Source organism: Bacillus cereus group sp. N21 (assembly GCF_016483395.1).
Lineage (GTDB): Bacteria > Bacillota > Bacilli > Bacillales > Bacillaceae_G > Bacillus_A > Bacillus_A pseudomycoides.
In genome coordinates, this window is the sequence record NZ_JAEHBX010000012.1 from 14,574 (window position 1) to 31,903 (window position 17,330).

The following is a 17,330-nucleotide window of genomic DNA, read 5'->3' on the forward strand; positions in this document are numbered from 1 at the left end:
TGAATTATTGACTAAAATTACCTATAAGCAACTTTATCTGTATTATAATGTTATTATCTTGGATAAAGTGATAAAGGTGGAGATCCTCATGGAACAAGCTTTAAAAATTACAGGTGTACTATCTGATCCAACTCGTTATTATATTTATAAATATATTTCTCAAAAACATAGTTACGTAACTGTACAAGAAATCGCAGATGAATTTAATATCCATCCAAACGTAGCACGTCTACATTTATCAAAATTAGAAGATGTCAATATGTTGCGATCTGAAACAAAGAAAACGGGAAAAGGCGGCAGACCAAGCAGATTATATGTATTGTCTGAAGACTTAATTCAGCTACAATTCCCATTTCGCGATTATCAATTATTAGCAAAAATCGCTTTTAATTCATTGCTTAGCCTCGGTGCAGCCGGTGAAAAAGCACTATATGAAACAGGCAAACAATTTGGTAAAGAATTAATGGAACAACATATGCAGCATTTAAACATTAATGAAGATTCATTAACATTAGAACACAAAGTTCAAATTGCAAAAGAAGCATTATCAACTGCTGGCCTATCCCCTTCATTTGAATTAAGCACAGATGGTACACAAATTTTCTATGACGTGTACAATTGCCCATTCAAAGAAGTTGCTGTCCATCATCCTGAAGAAGTTTGCCATATGCATAGCGATATGATGAAGGGAATTTTTGAAATCCTATTTCCGGGCATGGAATTAACACGACATGATAATTTATTAGACGGATGTAAATCTTGTAACTACAAAGTTCAGCTATAACTTGTTTTTATATGAAATTGTGTCAAAAAGAAGTCAATTTGATTTGGCTTCTTTTCTTTTTTCACAAACATTTACAATAGTAAGAAAAATAAACTATAATGAAGAGAGGTTTACTTTTTTAGAAAAGGAGGGAGATTGCATGGAGCGCATGTTTCGCGTTCTCGGCTTTTGGACTGGAATTTTCTCGGTTATGTTTTACTTAGGGGATATGCACGCAACTGCACTATTATTTTTAGGACAAACAGGATTCTTCGTACTTTTAAGCTATTTAAAATTAACAGAGCGTATGTATATATACGTATTCGGGGCATATTTAACTGTTTTCTTCATTGGGTTTACATACTATACAACATTTCTACTTGTCCCTGGCGCTGGGCATTAAAAAGATGGCAAATTGCCATCTTTTTTTATTTTCTCTAATTACCTAGTTGACTTATAGGTTTTATTGAAATATATTCTATATAACAGATTGGAATTAGGGGGAATTATCATGAATACACTGCTAGTCGGTATTAACATAGCGGTCATGCTCGTATTAGTTGGCATATTGTATTATATGCAGCGCAAGCATGTATCATTTAATAAACGCGTATTTACTGCTTTAGGGGTCGGAATTGTATTTGGCCTTATCTTACAATTTATCTATGAACCTACTTCTAAAATTATCGTGGATTCGAATAACTGGTTTAGCTTAATTGGTAGTGGGTATGTGAAATTACTACAAATGATCGTTATGCCACTTATTCTAGTTTCTATTATCTCGGCATTTACAAAATTAAAATTAACAAGTAACCTTGGTAAAATTAGCGGACTTATTATTGGAATTTTAATTCTTACAACTGGAATCGCTGCAGCTGTTGGTATCGCAGCAAGCGCAGGGTTTGACGTTCAAGCAACTGGCTTACAACAAGGTGATGCAGAAACGGCTCGCTTAAAATTAGTGGAAGAAAAATTCAGTTCAATTGAACAAACACCAATTCCACAAAAATTATTGGAGTTATTACCTACAAATCCATTTCTTGATTTAACTGGTGCACGTCCAACTTCGACAATTTCTGTTGTAATCTTTGCAGCGTTCATTGGAATCGCCTTTATCGGTGTGAAAAGAAAATATCCAGAACAAGCAGAGTTATTTAAGAAAATGCTTGATGCTGTCTATGCAATTGTAATGCGTATGGTAACATTAATTTTACGCCTTACTCCATATGGCGTATTAGCTCTTATGACAAAAACAGTCGCTGGTAGTGATGTAAGTGCCATTTTAAAACTCGGTAACTTTGTTTTAGCATCTTACGTAGCACTTATCGTTATGTTTGTTATTCACTTATTATTAATTGCTCTTTCTGGTTTAAATCCAATTCAATATTTGAAAAAGGTATTCCCAGTATTAACATTCGCCTTCACTTCTCGTTCTAGTGCAGGTACAATGCCACTAAATATTGAAGCACAAAAAGAAAAACTTGGTGTTTCAGAAGGAATTGCAAACTTTGCTGCTTCCTTCGGGGTATCTATCGGTCAAAATGGTTGCGCAGGTATTTATCCAGCTATGCTGGCGATGATGGTCGCTCCAACTGTAGGAATTGATCCATTACAACCACAATTTATTTTAACTTTAATCGCAGTTGTCGCTATTAGCTCATTCGGTGTTGCTGGTGTAGGCGGCGGAGCAACATTCGCAGCATTAATCGTCCTTTCAACAATGAACTTACCAATCGGGATTGTTGCTCTTCTTATCTCTGTTGAGCCATTAATCGATATGGGTCGTACAGCTCTTAACGTAAGCGGATCAATGACAGCAGGTCTTATTTCTAGCAAATGGCTTGGTGAATTAGATCACGATACGTATAATCAAGATGATGTGAAAAGCGAAGAAGTTGCTTCATAAGAAAGAGAAACTTTCATAAAAAGGAATGCTAATTGATATAGCATTCCTTTTTTTTATTCCTTATACCTGTTTTAAAAAATTTAATACTATTTTAGGAACATCCCCATTTATTTGAATTCCTTGAACAGAACCTTTATCTACATCTTTTGCGATTATAATGTTATTTTTATCATCTACCCAGACTAACAAACTTTCCTTAGAATCATCCTTAAAAATAACTTCCATATTAGCATGTACAGCATCCCTTGCTTTTTTATCTAAAGATATTTTTTTAGATGTACCAGCTTTGATTGCTGTAACAATTTGATTTACTAGATCTTCATTATCCGTTCCTGCTTTAGAAATATTATCTTGATCTATCCTCACTAAATTCATTTCTTTTATTTGTTTTTTCTCAAATACTATTGATGTTTCTTTTTCCTCTTTTTGTTCAGTTGATGAAGAAGTTTTTGAAGAACTTGTAATATTGGAACATCCAATTAAACTCAAAAACACTAGAATTATCATAAACAAGCACATATTTTTTCTCATTTCACTCACCCCTTCATACAATACAATTTTTAATACTGAATATCAGTATAAATCGATTCCTCAACTCCCGGAAGAAGTCTGTATACACTCATTCCAATCAAAGATTCTATTTCTTTTTTTATTTCATAAAAACCTTTCCAATGAACAGAAGTGTGAGCATTGGTACCGTGTCTCAATCCAACTAAAATCAATCTTTTTTCAAGGGTAGTAAATCCCTTTTCATCAGCTAGGGCATCACAAAGAGTAATAACTTTATCGTATAAATCATAGTTACTGTTTTCATTTAATATCACTACAAGCTTCATTTTCATATCTGGAGGAACAAGACTCCAATCAGCCGCGATTTCTATGTCTTTATTCCTACAAGGAAATGAATGTGTTACACATTTAATCGCATTCCCTCTAAACCCTAATTGATCTAAGTACATATATCCATCATAAGAATGTATAACAGACTTAGTAACTCCTTTATATCTACCAATGTCATGAAGAAGCCCTGCATTGTAAGCCAAATTATCATTCACATCATATCCTTGTTTCATAAATTCCAAGATTATGTTTTCAGTAGCTTGGGCAACATTTATCGAATGTTTATACCAAGGTCCAGGATTTTGTTTATATGCACGTTCAAGTAACTCACGTGCATATGCTCTATCCATGATATATTCCATAACACCACCACTCTATCATCATTACTTCACATAACAAAGCTGTTTCTTTTGCTCCCAAAGATCCAATTCTGGAATTTGTTTCTCCGCCGAAATCAATACTTCTTCGATTAATAATTCCAAATCCTTCACACTGTTTTCCGGATTTCCAATCAAGATATTCGTCATTCGCTCATAAAGGTTTTCCGGTTTTATTGTCATTCGTTTGATATTAAAAGGCATCCATTTAAATGCAGGGTGATGCACATACATTTTATTAAGGCCGAACAAAACACCAAATACATTCTTCTGTACATCACAAATTACATCGTATAGCATAAGCCAATCTTTTCGTTTTAAAAGTGCTTCACGGTTATGCCAGCGATTACTTAGCAAAAGATTCTCTTCAATCATCTGTTTGGAAAGTTCTAAAGGATATTCTGCAATTCTATCTTTTAGCTTTCTAATTGTTTCTTCTCCATGCAAGCTCACACCATCATGAATTGAGGCTACAATACATTGTTTCTCATAATCAGTTTCATACTTTTCCACCACATCAGAAATAAAACGTTCAACCGTTACGGATAAAAAGTTACTTATTTCTAATTTAATCCCATCTTTCGTTACATAAGATTCAGACCACTCTTCCTCTTCATACGGATGATACGATAAAACTGTCCCATCAATACGTTTAATAGGCCCTTCACGATCTTCATCTTCTGGCGGTGCTGACCATAAAATGTGTAACTCTATATCTGAATTTTCATCTTGCCAGTTTCTTGATACGGATCCTGCTAAAAGAATCGCTTCTACTTTTTGGTTTTGTTTATATATTTTTGCCATGTCTATTGCTTTTTGCATTAAGTTCATTTGATTTCCCCCACGTTTGATTATCCATTTGAACATTTTATTACAGCGTTATTACACTGTTTCTATTTATAGCTTAATGGGAATTTATTACTATATCGAATAACTTTCTTTTATTTCTGAATATTACAGATAAAAACTTTCTTCGTTACCAAGTGTATAAACAGAAAAAGGATATATGCTCCTATATTGAGCATAATATCCCCATCATCATTATCTATTGATATAACCTTTTCAAGCACATAATAAAAATAAAAGTTCCTCTTCACAGCCCGTCCCTTTTACAAATAGCCATTGTGTTCGCACCATTCATGAAACTGCCGCACATCTACCCCTACTAAAACGATATCTTTTAGTTCCACATCAACGACTTGATCGTCAATAACAAGGAAAAAACTTGATCCTTCCTGCTTTTCTTTTTGCTTTACAATTCCAATGCAATTCCGATACGGTCCATCTTTTACATACGCTTTTTGTCCTGTAATATCAAAATTCAAAATTCTCACCTCTTTTACTGCGCTCAACTTTGGCATACTACCCTCTCCTCGGAAAGTTTCCTTTCATCACACTATTTCTGTATATATATGATGAAACAGCAAAAGAGTCCTTCCTTTATTACAATTATTTTTTCTTTGTGTCATTTTTATAAATTATACGTGAAAATTAGGGAAAACCGCACTTGGAAACGCTTTCTTAAGTTTATTTCATGTTATAATGGAAAAGCAGAACTTCGTAAAGAGGGAGAAAAATGGATATAACAATTATTACAAAAGTAATCGAAGCATTAAAATCATATGGATTTCAAGATGTAACATACTGTGAAGAAACAAAACAATTCTTATTTCATAACCAAACCGATATTATGAGTGGCTATGCAGAAATAACATACAGCAGCCAATTTGAAAAGTTTAACGTGCAAATTCATCCGATTGAAACCCATCATCAAGCAGAGTTACAAGAAGTTGAAAAACACATTCAATCTTGTATACGAAAAGTCGAGTATTTAAATGCACTTCTTACAGGACAAAAAAAATTAACTGACAAAATTATTATTATGTAAAAAAAGAACGTGAGATTATCACGTTCTTTTTCATTTTCACTATTATATACTCATCTTCTCTTTCAATTGTAACCCTGTAACAGACTCTAATACATTCATCGCTTCTCCAATTGTCATATCAAAAATTGTCTTATCTTCTATATACGGAAACTGTCTAAAACGTTTTTCTAACATTTTTACTGCATCCGATGAAAATACTGCACTATCTATACCGAATTCTGTTTCAAGTAGAACAATCCAATCTAAAATATGAAATCCTAACCCATTTACAAATGAAATGAGCTTTTCCTCAGGTTGTGAAGATAGAAATACATAACGTTCCATTTCACTAAAGAGTTCTTCACCTAAAATTTCTGCGAGTTCTTCATCATGTTCACGATTTACAATTTCATCATATCCATAATCGTCTGCAAGTTCTTCTACTTCTTCTCCGTCTGCACAAAGTAGCTGACTACGCAGTGCACCTTTTTTGAATTCACTTTTTTGTATAACTTCTAAAAAGCTTGTTTCCCATCCTTGTTCTAATTTCATATTTATAACTCCTTTATGCTTTCTTTATTTTTAAATATATATTTTGATTGAAGTTCTCTTTCGCATTTTGATTGCATAACCTTACATGTTCAGATAAACGAGACGCTTTATATATTTTACCATTCATATAGACATGTGGATCAATTAAGCGTTCCTTCCCACCCGAGTAACAAATATCATACTCTTGATTATTCTCTTCTACTATTACATTTGGATGTAAAGTAGCCAATACACTCGTTATCTCTTCATCACGACAACATTTCAATTTTTGAAGCACTACCTCATCATCGCACAAGAAATCTTCAGTATGTATCACATGCTTTTCTAACGCTAGTTGCAAAACTTTTGTTAATACATGATAACTATATGAGCCTAATGGATGTAGAAAGAAATCAATTGTTTCTTTGTAATAGACTGTTGTAAACCACTCTGCCGCCTCTAGCGTACTAAGACAGATTTGTTTTTCATGGACAATTAATTGATTTAAAAATGTAAGAACTTCTTGTTTTGAAATCATTCCATATGTATATAAATCGCGAAGTGTATAATCTATACGATCTGCGCATAGAGCTGGTAGTGGTTGTTCCAACAGCATCCATTGTTCCCAGTTTTGAAGCATTTTAGAATCATATCCATACTTTTTCAAAATGAGCGGGATATCCGAGTTTTCAATGACTGTATCAAAAATATGTTCATGATAGTCTTCATCTTTTTTATGTAATACACGATCTACAACGTGTGAAAAAGCAGTATGTGATACATCGTGAAGCAATGCTGCAATTTGTTCCGCTTCACCCCCGCCCAGCATTTTCACAAGAAGCATAACTCCAATTGAATGCTCATAACGAGTTATATTCCACTCTGGTTTTACAAGAAAGCTCGCTCCAACTTGATGAATTTTCTTCAGCCTTTGCATAGCTTCTGTTTGTAATAGTTCTTCTAATACACCGTCTATTTCAAAATTACCGTATATCGTATCATAAACCTGCATGATCTATGCGTCTCCTTTATTCATGACGTATGAAACAAACTCCTCCACTTCCCCTTGAAAAATATCCACTTCTGGTAAATGGTAAAACGTTGTTTGAAGCGGATTGTTTTTATGATACATATAGATTTTCTTCTCTAGCGCAATAGCCATACCAAGCTCCGTGTGACTCCCATTTCCGCCATCTAATAAAAGTAGAAAAACATCAGCGTTTTGTATCGCCTGCTTTTCTGCTTGACCAATCTTCTGTAATTGTTCTCTATTTGTCGCTCTTTCATTTTGAGTCCAATTATATGTATGATGCCATCCCGCTTCTTTCAATTGACTCGCTACAAATTGAACAAGGTGTTTGTTTTGAAAACTTGATGCAATATAGAAATTCATATGAATTAGCTCCTTATTTATAAAACCAAAGGGAAACTCCTTTTTTAGCGTTAATGATAATAATAGAGAAGGATTTCGCCAAAAGAAATCCCCACCTTCAAAACTTATTTTGCGTTTAAGTGGTGGGGCGCCTCATGCTTTTCTCTTATTTTTTGCTTTTTATCACTTTCATCGGCTAACATCTCTAACTCAGCTGTTATTTCCGATTTTTCTAAGTTTCGTTCTTGTGAAAATTTTCTTGAAATGTAAATAATAACACTACCAACGTATAGCACAAAACATATAATCAGAGCAGTATTTTCATAGAGACTCAGCTCCAACACAGTCACTCCTAATCCATTCGTATTTTCACGCTCAAAGAACTGGAATTCCCCTATTAAATCTCTGTTATTGTAACATAAATAAAGTAATTCTTCGAACCTTTCATTCTACTAAAAAAGACATGATTTTTTAGAAATCACGCCTCCGTAATATATTTCATAATGGTCTGTACTGCTTCTTTTCCACTATACTTTTTAAATTCTTTTTTATACTTCTCACAATTATGATTTAACTCTTCTATATGCTTCATAAGGGATGTCACTGTTACAGTTTCTTCATATAAAACCGCTGCATACCCTTGTTTTTCAAACGATTGTGCATTTAAAATTTGATCTCCGCGGCTTGAAGCTTTCGGTAATGGAATTAAAAGCATCGGTTTTTGCAATGTTAAAAATTCAAAAATCGCATTCGATCCAGCTCGTGAGATGACAAAATCAGTTGCCCCTAACACATCTGGCAATTCTCCGTGCACATATTCAAATTGCCTATACCCTTCTATACCTTGTAACGTCTCGTCTAGATTTCCTTTTCCGCATAGGTGAACAACTTGATAATTTTTAAGGAGCTGTGGCAATGCTTCTCGTACTGTTTCATTGATTTTCTTTGCCCCTAGACTTCCTCCCATAACCGTGATAACTGGTTTTCTAGTATGGAACCGAAGAAAGTGTAATCCTTTTTCACGATTTCCACGTAGCACTTCTTCCCTCACAGGCGAACCTGTATAAACCACCTTTTCTGTTGGCAAATGTTGTGCAGCTTCTTCAAACGTAACAAATATTTTTGAAGCAAAACGGAGTACAATTTTATTCGCTAGTCCTGGTGTCATATCCGATTCATGTAACAAGACTGGAACACGATTTAACCATCCGCCAATTACTACTGGTACAGATACAAAACCACCCTTTGAAAAAATAACATCAGGTTTTAATTTTCTTATTCGTACATAAGCATCCATAACACCCTTCATAACGAGAAAAGGATCTTTTATATTTTTCAAATCAAAATAACGGCGTAACTTTCCGCTCGCTATACCATAGTATGGAATTCCTTCGTTCTCTATAATCGTTTTTTCAATCCCTTGATGAGAACCTATATAAGAAATATCCCAGCCCTTTTTTTGCAAATGTGGAATAATTGCTAAATTAGGTGTCACATGTCCAGCCGAACCACCGCCTGTAAAGACTATTCTTTTCATACCTCTCCCCCTTCTACACTATAGTACACTAAAATATCGTGCTTCGGGGTGAGCAAATACCATTGCCGTTACAGATGCTTCCGGCTCCATCATAAATCCTTCTGTTAGTGAGATTCCAATCTCCTCTGGCTGAATTAAGCGAAATAGTTTTTCTTGATCAGCAAGTTCTGGGCAAGCTGGATAACCAAAAGAAACACGAATTCCCTGATATTTTGTACGGAATCGCTCTTCCATCGTCATCTCCGGTGAATCCGGAATTCCAAAACGATCACGAATCAACATATGTGTTTTTTCAGCGAGTCCCTCTGCTAGCTCTAGCGCTAACGATTGAATCGCATGGCTACGTAAATAATCCCCTTTCTCTTTCCATTCTTCCGCAATATCACGCACACCTTGCCCCACTGTAACAGATAAAAAGGCGACATAATCCATTTCATCACCGACAGGACGTAAGTAATCCCCTAATGTACGGTACGGAGCTTTCCCTTGTCTTGGGAATGAAAAACGCTCTAGCACACGTGTACGATCTTCTGGATCATAAATAATAATAGTTTGTCCATCACTTTGGGCAGGAAAAAATTGATAAACAGCTTTTGGACATAGCCAAGATTGTCCTTCTTGTAATAATTCATCAATTAAATTGTTTAACTCATGCGCTCTCTTATCACCCTCTTTTAATAATTTTTTCACATTTCCTTTTAAACCAAGGTGATGACCAATTAGCATTTGCCTGTTTAAAAATGGTGCAAGATGTGAAACTGGAATATCACGAAGTACAGCCCGTTTTGTTGAGTCTGGCACCATAACTTTTGCTTTCGGCAACGGTTCAATGACGGCTGGTATCTCCACTTTTTTCTCCTCTTGTTTCACGACATGAATGTGGCGATTTTTTTTATCCTGCTTCATTTTTTCTCGTTCTTCTTCTTTTTGCAATCGATTGATAAGATCGAGTCCTGTCATCGCATCACTTGCATATAATACGAGTCCATTATAGGAAGGTGAAACACGGTTATCTGTAAACTTTCTTGTCAATGCCGCACCACCTACAACAATGGGAATATCAATATTTGCCGCTTGTAAATCTTCGGCAGTTGCTACCATTTGCTGCGCCGATTTTACTAATAATCCAGAAAGTCCGATAATGTCTGGTTTCTTTTCTTTTACCTCTTGCACAATGCGATCAGAGCGCACATTAATTCCTAAATTAACAATATCATAGCCGTTATTTGATAAAATAATCTCTACAAGGTTTTTGCCAATATCATGTACATCACCTTTTACAGTTGCTAATAATACTTTTCCTTTTTTCGCACTATCGCTAGATTCCATATAAGGCTCCAAATACGCAACAGCAGCTTTCATACTTTCTGCACTTTGCAATACTTCAGCAACGATAAGCTCATTGTTATTAAACAAACGACCTACTTCGTCCATCCCCATCATAAGCGGACCGTTAATAATATCAAGGGGCTTTCTTCCTTCTGTTAGTGCGAGACTTAAATCTTCATGTAAACCCTGCTTCGTTCCTTCTACAATATAATTTGCTAACCTTTCATCAAGTGTTAATGTTTCTTGTATGACCGCTTCTTTTTTCTTAGCAACCCGGTAAAAGTTCGTAAATTCTTCTAGTGTTTCTTTCGTTGTTTCGAATAATAGTGCATCTGCGAGTTCCTTTTCCTCTTCTGGAATGGATGCATAGCGCTCTAGCTTTTCAGTATTCACAATTGCGTAGTCAAGCCCAGCCTTTGTTGCATGATATAAAAAGACCGAGTTTAGCACTTCGCGACCAGCTGGCGGTAAACCAAACGATATATTACTTACTCCTAAAATTGTTAAACATTCTGGCAGTGATTCTTTAATAAGACGAATCCCTTCTATCGTCGCTGCTGCCGAACCAATATATTCTTCATCACCAGTTCCTACCGGAAAAACGAGTGCATCAAAAATAATATCGGATGGACGTATACCATATTTCTTCGTTAATAACTCGTAACTTCTCTTTGCAATTTCTAACTTTCTTTCTGCACTAACTGCCATGCCTTCTTCATCAATCGTTCCTACTACAATTGCCGCACCATATTTATGAAGAAGAGGTGTTACTTTCTCAAAACGCTCTTCTCCATTTTCTAAATTAATAGAGTTAATAACCCCTTTTCCTTGTATATACGTGAGAGCTTTTGCCATAACATTATCATCCGTTGAATCTATCATAATCGGAACTTTTAATACTTTCGTTACTTCTGCCAAAAAGTTCTCCATATCTTCTACTTCATCACGATCTGGATCCGCCATACAAATATCAATAATATGGGCATTTTTCTTCACTTGCGCCCTCGCAATTTCAGCAGCTTCTTCAAAATTCCCTTCAGCTACTAATCGCTTAAATTTTCTTGATCCAATAACATTTGTTCTCTCTCCCACAAATAATGGCCTCATAGAATCATCATATTGCAACGCTTCTAAACCACTAATCCCGTGGCCTTCTCGTTCATGATTCTCACGTGGTTCAAGGGACTCAAGCGAAACTTTTATCGCTCGTATATGATCAGGCGTTGTACCGCAACAACCACCGATAATATTGATCCACCCTTCTTTAGCAAATTGTTTCACCTTTTCTGCAAGTGAAGTCGGTGACTCATGATAATGTCCATCCTCGTCTGGAAGACCAGCATTTGGATAACAAGAAATATAACACTCTGATAAGTCAGAAAGAGAACGAATGTGTTCGCGCATAAATTCTGGTCCTGTAGCACAGTTTAATCCGACAGATAATGGTTTCATATGCTCAATTGATAAATAAAATGCCTCGATTGTTTGCCCCGCTAACGTTGTTCCCATCGGTTCAATGGTTCCTGAAATCATAAGCGGAACCGTATGATTTGCTTCCGTAAACGCTTCCTGAATCCCTAAATACGCCGCTTTCACGTTACGCATATCTTGGCTTGTCTCTACAAGTAATACGTCAACGCCACCTCGTAATAAACCCCGAGCTTGTCTCGTATAAACTTCAATTAGTTCTTCAAACGTTACACCGCCTGTTACACTAATTGCTTTTGTTGTTGGCCCCATCGCACCTGCTACATATACTTCTTTACCACTCTCCTTTACCGCTTGCTTTGCTAAAAACGCCGCTCTTTCATTTAACTCTTCATCTAAATGAGATAGCTCATAATCATGCAATACGATATTCGTAGCACCAAACGTATTTGTTTCGATAATATCCGCACCCGCTTCAATGTAAGCTTTATGGATACCTAAAATAACATCTGGCCTTGTTTTTACTAAGTATTCATTACAACCTTCGTATTCTTCACCTCCAAAATCTTCTGCAGTTAAATCTGCCTGCTGAATCATCGTTCCCATCGCGCCATCTAATATTAAAATATCATGTTGTAATCTCTCTTCTATCGGTCTCATCAGTTGATTCCCTCTTTCACGTCTTGCTTTTCTTTCACATACTTAACGAGATTTTCTGTAATTTCATATTTCAAAAATGGCGTAATGAGATAAATACCGTTAAAGTATTTCATTGCGGCATTAATTAATTCCTGAGAAATACGAATTCCTTCTTCAATTGCAGACTCCTGTGTTTCATGCCCATCCATTCTCTGTCTTACTTCCTCAGGCAATGTAATGCCTGGTACCTCAAAATGAAGAAAATCAGCATTACGTTTACTTACTAAAGGCATAATTCCAATAAAAATTGGTTTTTCTAAATGTTTTGTCGCCTCGTATATTTCTTCAATTAAGGCTACATCGTAAATTGACTGTGTTAAGAAATACTCTGCACCAGCTGCAATTTTCCTCTCCATTCGCTTCACCGCTGCTTTTAAATGTCTCACGTGCGGATTAAAAGCTCCTCCAACAGAAAACCTTGTCGCTGGACCAATGGATTTTCCTAAAATAGATCGACCATCATTCATTTCTTTAATCATTTTAATTAATTCAATAGAAGACAAATCATATACAGAAGTCGCTCCAGGAAAATCCCCCACTCGCGCTGGGTCACCTGTTAAAGCTAACACTTCTTCCATTCCTAAAGCTGATAAACCTAGTAAATGAGATTGCAAACCAATGACATTATGATCACGGCACGTTAAATGCGTCAGTACTGGAATATCATGCTTCGTTAATAATGCCCCCATTGCCATGTTTGAAATGCGCGGGGATGCTAACGAATTATCTGCTAACGTAATGGCATCTGCTCCCGCTCTTTTCAATGCCCTTGCCCCTTCAAAAAAACGCTGCGTATCTAATGTTTTTGGGGGATCTAGTTCAACAACCACCGTTGTTTGCTTCTTCGCTTTTTCTGCAAGGGTAACATGAGTGCTAGCACGTTTTGTTTGGATATGAACTACTTGTTGTCTTTGAACAATTTGTTTTTCTGTAACAGGCGTTACATTCGCAATTACACGCTTCATCCCTTCAATATGTGCTGGCGTTGTACCACAACAGCCCCCTAACAAACGAATACCTTGTTCAATAAATTTTGGTGTCATCTCTTCAAAATAAGCAGGGCTTCCTTCATATACGTAACGTCCTTCTACATAGTTTGGAAGGCCTGCATTTGGATAAGCCGACAAATAACCATTTTTAGGAATCGATATCATTTTAAAAGCTTCCGTCATATGAAGCGGTCCTAACTGACAGTTTAAACCGACTACATTTGCACCGTAATCTAAAAGCTGCGTTAATATTCCATTTACATCATTTCCATTTTGCGTTGCGCCCGCTTCATGAAGCGCTAGCTGTGCAATAATTGGAATATCTGTTTGTTTTCGCAATACTTTCACTGCATGTAACAATTCGAACTCATCATAAAATGTTTCTAATAATAATCCGTCAACCTTTTCTTCTAATAATGCTCCCGCTTGCTCAAGTAGCATAAACTCTCGTTCCATATCAGTCGTTGTAACGGCCCCGATATGCTTCATCCCACCGATGGTCCCTAAAATGGCGTTCTTATCTGTTACGGCTGCTTTTGCAAGTTTAACCGCTGCTTTATTAATTTGGGTGACCTGATTTTCCAAACCATACATGCGTAATTTCGCTTCATTTGCACCATATGTATTTGTTTGAATAATATCTGCCCCAGCAGCTACATATTGTTTATGAATAGATATAATAAGATCTGGATCAGATAAGTTTAATTCTTCAAAACTACTTTGCAAACCATGAGAATGTAATAACGTACCAATTGCGCCATCACCGATAACAATTCCTTTTGATACTAAATCTAGAATTTTCACTTGTCTCCCTCTTTTCTATCAATATAAAAACCCCCTCTTCATCTTGAAGAGGGGGACATCATCAATCCTCCTCTTATCATGCAAAACAAATTGTTTTGCAGGTATTAGCACCGTTTCAAACATTTCGTTTGAAGGTTGCCGGGTTTCACAGGGCCTTTCCCTCCACCGCTCTCAATAAGAGTTTGTCTTTATTATTCATCTATGTTTTAAAAGGAAATACGTGTACCTTTTAACAATCTTTGTTAATTTTCTCATAAATTTAGCATGGGATAGACTAAAAGTCAATTGAATTAGCAGAAAAATAAAAATTGTTTAAAATAAAGTTGCAATTCAATTATCTTTTGTTGTAAAGTTAAAACCATAATAAAATTTCATACAAAATATTCTTATCTAGAGAGGTAGAGGGACTGGCCCTATGACACCTCAGCAACCATTAACACGTTCGTTAATAAGGTGCTAATTCCAGCAAATTGTGAAAAGATTTGACAGATAAGAAGAAGACTATATTCGCATGAAAGCCTTCTTCTTAGAAGGCTTTTTTTATTTTTATAAAGGAGGAATTTCACATGTCAACAATCGAAACAAAACTAGCACAAATCGGAAATCGAAGTGAAACTACAACAGGAACAGTTAATCCCCCTGTTTACTTTTCAACAGCTTATCGTCATGAAGGAATTGGAAAGTCAACAGGCTTTGATTATTCACGAACAGGAAATCCAACACGTGGTCTTTTAGAACGCGCAATTGCTGATTTAGAAGAAGGTGAACAAGGCTATGCCTGTAGTTCTGGAATGGCAGCTGTTCTTCTTATTCTTTCCTTATTCCGTTCTGGAGATGAACTTATCGTATCAGAAGATTTATACGGAGGGACCTACCGCTTATTTTCGGAACATGAGGAAAAGTGGAATATTCGTTGTAGATACGTAGATACACAATCTATTAAACAAATAGAACAAGCTGTCACTTCTCAAACAAAGGCTATTTTTATCGAAACACCGACCAATCCATTAATGCAAGTCACTGATATTGCAGCTGTCGCAACTGTCGCAAAACGGCACGGCCCACTTCTAATTGTCGATAATACTTTCTACACTCCTTATATACAACAACCATTAACAGAAGGCGCAGATATTGTCCTTCACAGCGCAACAAAGTATTTAGGTGGACATAACGATGTACTAAGCGGCCTTGTCGTTGCAAAAGGTCAGACACTTTGCGAAGCACTTGCCCACTATCATAACGCTTCTGGTGCTGTATTAAGTCCATTTGATTCGTGGTTATTAATTCGTGGTATGAAAACATTGGCTCTTCGTATGAAACAACATGAAGAAAACGCAAAAAAAATCGTTTCTTATTTAAATGGGGAGAATGGTGTAACCGATGTTTTTTATCCAGGAAGGGGCGGTATGATTTCATTTCGTCTTCGCGATGAAAAATGGATAAATCCTTTCTTACAATCTTTATCGTTAATTACATTTGCAGAAAGTCTTGGCGGGGTTGAAAGTTTAATGACATATCCAGCAACACAAACACATGCAGATATCCCAGAAGCAGTGCTTATAGCACGCGGGGTATGTAATCGTCTTCTCCGTTTTTCCGTTGGCATTGAAAACGGGGATGATTTAATTCAAGACTTAAAGCAAGCTATTAAACATGTAAAAGAAGGTGTAAGAATATGAGTTATTCGTTAGATACACTCTTACTTCATAACCAATATAAACATGATTCACAAACAGGAGCTGTTAACGTTCCCATTTATAATACATCGACATTTCATCAATTTGATGTAGATACCTTTGGAAAATACGACTACAGTCGCTCTGGGAATCCAACACGTGAAGCACTTGAAGACATAATCGCTTTATTAGAAGGGGGAACAAAAGGATTTGCCTTCGCATCTGGAATTGCAGCGATTTCTACTGCCTTCCTCCTTCTCTCGCAAGGCGATCATGTTCTCATTTCAGAAGATGTATACGGGGGAACATATCGCATTGTAACAGAGGTTCTGTCTCGTTACGGTGTTTCACATACATTTGTTGATATGACAAATGTAGAGGCAGTAAAACAAAACATTAGACCAAATACAAAAGTCTTTTACATTGAAACACCATCCAATCCATTATTAAAAGTAACCGACATTCGTACTGTTTGCGAATTAGCGAAATCTACCGGAGCTCTTACTTTTGTTGATAACACATTTTTAACACCACTATTCCAAAAACCACTCGAACTTGGAGCAGATGTGGTTCTCCATAGTGCGACAAAGTTTATTGCCGGTCATAGTGATGTTACAGCTGGATTAGCAGTTGTAAGAGATGATGAACTCGCTAAAAAACTCGGCTTCCTGCAAAATGCATTTGGCGCTATATTAGGCCCACAAGATTGCTCTCTCGTTCTTCGCGGTCTGAAAACATTACACGTACGTCTCGAACACTCAGCAACAAACGCGAATAAAATTGCTCTTTATTTACAAAAACACTCGAAAATTCAGAATGTGTATTACCCTGGATTAGAATCACACCTTGGCTATGACATACAGCACTCACAAGCACAATCTGCCGGTGCTGTTTTATCTTTCACGTTACAATCTGAAGATGCTTTGCGAAAATTTTTATCACAAGTCAAACTTCCTGTATTTGCAGTAAGTTTAGGAGCTGTGGAATCCATCCTCTCCTATCCTGCAAAAATGTCACATGCAGCATTATCACAAAAAGCACGCGATGAAAGAGGTATTTCTAATTCATTGCTCCGTTTATCAGTTGGCCTTGAAAATGTAGATGATTTAATTACCGATTTTGAAAATGCACTTTCTTTTGTAGAGGAACCTGTGAATGCATGAGAAAATTCCCATCTGATATAGAAATAAAATGTTTCACATTATAAAAAAG

At 36.2% G+C, this 17,330-nt stretch carries 17 protein-coding genes and 2 riboswitches; of the genes, 6 read left to right on the forward strand and 11 right to left on the reverse strand.

The window, feature by feature from the left end:
- The first annotated feature begins 88 nt into the window (after positions 1 to 88).
- From JDS96_RS09250 to JDS96_RS09260, 3 genes are all read left to right on the forward strand, one after another.
- The gene (locus JDS96_RS09250) at positions 89 to 784 is read left to right on the forward strand and encodes a helix-turn-helix transcriptional regulator (RefSeq protein WP_003200412.1); all 696 of its coding nucleotides are present in this window, start codon (positions 89 to 91) and stop codon (positions 782 to 784) included.
- Positions 785 to 923: 139 nt separating this feature from the next.
- Positions 924 to 1,166, forward strand: coding sequence for a DUF2626 domain-containing protein (locus tag JDS96_RS09255; protein ID WP_006096019.1), 243 nt, complete (start codon positions 924 to 926; stop codon positions 1,164 to 1,166).
- Between the two features lie 87 nt (positions 1,167 to 1,253).
- Positions 1,254 to 2,669: an L-cystine transporter gene (locus tag JDS96_RS09260; RefSeq protein WP_003200409.1), complete on the forward strand. Its 1,416-nt coding sequence runs from the start codon at positions 1,254 to 1,256 to the stop codon at positions 2,667 to 2,669.
- A 60-nt stretch (positions 2,670 to 2,729) separates the two neighbouring features.
- On the opposite strand, the gene JDS96_RS09265 is transcribed toward JDS96_RS09260, so the two are convergent.
- The 4 genes from JDS96_RS09265 to JDS96_RS09280 all read right to left on the reverse strand — a co-directional run bounded on the left by JDS96_RS09265 (position 2,730) and on the right by JDS96_RS09280 (position 5,211).
- On the reverse strand, positions 2,730 to 3,200 hold the full coding sequence (locus JDS96_RS09265; protein WP_242479883.1) for a hypothetical protein: 471 nt from the start codon (positions 3,198 to 3,200) through the stop codon (positions 2,730 to 2,732).
- Positions 3,201 to 3,229: 29 nt separating this feature from the next.
- Complete coding sequence (locus JDS96_RS09270; protein WP_199666653.1) at positions 3,230 to 3,871, reverse strand: HD domain-containing protein; 642 nt, start codon at positions 3,869 to 3,871, stop codon at positions 3,230 to 3,232.
- Between the two features lie 21 nt (positions 3,872 to 3,892).
- Positions 3,893 to 4,717, reverse strand: a complete 825-nt coding sequence (locus JDS96_RS09275) for a DUF4037 domain-containing protein (RefSeq protein WP_199666654.1) — start codon at positions 4,715 to 4,717, stop codon at positions 3,893 to 3,895.
- Between the two features lie 278 nt (positions 4,718 to 4,995).
- Positions 4,996 to 5,211 carry a DUF3912 family protein gene (locus JDS96_RS09280; RefSeq protein ID WP_199666684.1) on the reverse strand — a complete coding sequence of 72 codons (216 nt, stop codon included), beginning with the start codon at positions 5,209 to 5,211 and terminating at the stop codon, positions 4,996 to 4,998.
- A 251-nt stretch (positions 5,212 to 5,462) separates the two neighbouring features.
- Here JDS96_RS09280 and JDS96_RS09285 point away from each other — a divergent pair, with 251 nt between their 5' ends.
- The gene (locus JDS96_RS09285) at positions 5,463 to 5,774 is read left to right on the forward strand and encodes a hypothetical protein (protein ID WP_003200402.1); all 312 of its coding nucleotides are present in this window, start codon (positions 5,463 to 5,465) and stop codon (positions 5,772 to 5,774) included.
- 42 nt (positions 5,775 to 5,816) lie between these two features.
- Here JDS96_RS09285 and JDS96_RS09290 read toward each other — a convergent pair whose 3' ends face one another.
- The 7 genes from JDS96_RS09290 to JDS96_RS09320 all read right to left on the reverse strand — a co-directional run bounded on the left by JDS96_RS09290 (position 5,817) and on the right by JDS96_RS09320 (position 14,442).
- On the reverse strand, positions 5,817 to 6,305 hold the full coding sequence (locus tag JDS96_RS09290) for a hypothetical protein (RefSeq protein WP_003200401.1): 489 nt from the start codon (positions 6,303 to 6,305) through the stop codon (positions 5,817 to 5,819).
- A 13-nt stretch (positions 6,306 to 6,318) separates the two neighbouring features.
- The gene (locus tag JDS96_RS09295) at positions 6,319 to 7,296 is read right to left on the reverse strand and encodes an HD domain-containing protein (RefSeq protein WP_144569208.1); all 978 of its coding nucleotides are present in this window, start codon (positions 7,294 to 7,296) and stop codon (positions 6,319 to 6,321) included.
- A 3-nt stretch (positions 7,297 to 7,299) separates the two neighbouring features.
- Positions 7,300 to 7,677, reverse strand: a complete 378-nt coding sequence (locus JDS96_RS09300) for a nucleoside 2-deoxyribosyltransferase (protein ID WP_003200399.1) — start codon at positions 7,675 to 7,677, stop codon at positions 7,300 to 7,302.
- Positions 7,678 to 7,781: 104 nt separating this feature from the next.
- Entirely contained in the window at positions 7,782 to 8,054 is a 273-nt protein-coding gene (locus JDS96_RS09305) for a DUF3966 domain-containing protein (RefSeq protein ID WP_026008572.1), read from the reverse strand.
- Between the two features lie 80 nt (positions 8,055 to 8,134).
- Complete coding sequence (locus tag JDS96_RS09310; RefSeq protein WP_199666655.1) at positions 8,135 to 9,193, reverse strand: undecaprenyldiphospho-muramoylpentapeptide beta-N-acetylglucosaminyltransferase; 1,059 nt, start codon at positions 9,191 to 9,193, stop codon at positions 8,135 to 8,137.
- 18 nt (positions 9,194 to 9,211) lie between these two features.
- Complete coding sequence (gene metH / locus JDS96_RS09315) at positions 9,212 to 12,610, reverse strand: methionine synthase (protein WP_199666656.1); 3,399 nt, start codon at positions 12,608 to 12,610, stop codon at positions 9,212 to 9,214.
- Complete coding sequence (locus tag JDS96_RS09320; RefSeq protein WP_199666657.1) at positions 12,610 to 14,442, reverse strand: bifunctional homocysteine S-methyltransferase/methylenetetrahydrofolate reductase; 1,833 nt, start codon at positions 14,440 to 14,442, stop codon at positions 12,610 to 12,612. The genes metH and JDS96_RS09320 overlap by 1 nt, the downstream gene beginning before the upstream one ends.
- Before the next feature lie 70 nt (positions 14,443 to 14,512).
- Positions 14,513 to 14,623, reverse strand: a riboswitch (SAM riboswitch).
- 202 nt (positions 14,624 to 14,825) lie between these two features.
- Positions 14,826 to 14,938, forward strand: a riboswitch (SAM riboswitch).
- A 70-nt stretch (positions 14,939 to 15,008) separates the two neighbouring features.
- Here JDS96_RS09320 and JDS96_RS09325 point away from each other — a divergent pair.
- Positions 15,009 to 16,121: a methionine biosynthesis PLP-dependent protein gene (locus JDS96_RS09325; RefSeq protein ID WP_199666658.1), complete on the forward strand. Its 1,113-nt coding sequence runs from the start codon at positions 15,009 to 15,011 to the stop codon at positions 16,119 to 16,121.
- Positions 16,118 to 17,281, forward strand: a complete 1,164-nt coding sequence (metC, locus tag JDS96_RS09330) for a cystathionine beta-lyase (protein ID WP_199666659.1) — start codon at positions 16,118 to 16,120, stop codon at positions 17,279 to 17,281. Before JDS96_RS09325 ends, metC begins: the two co-directional genes overlap by 4 nt.
- The last annotated feature ends 49 nt before the right edge of the window (positions 17,282 to 17,330 follow it).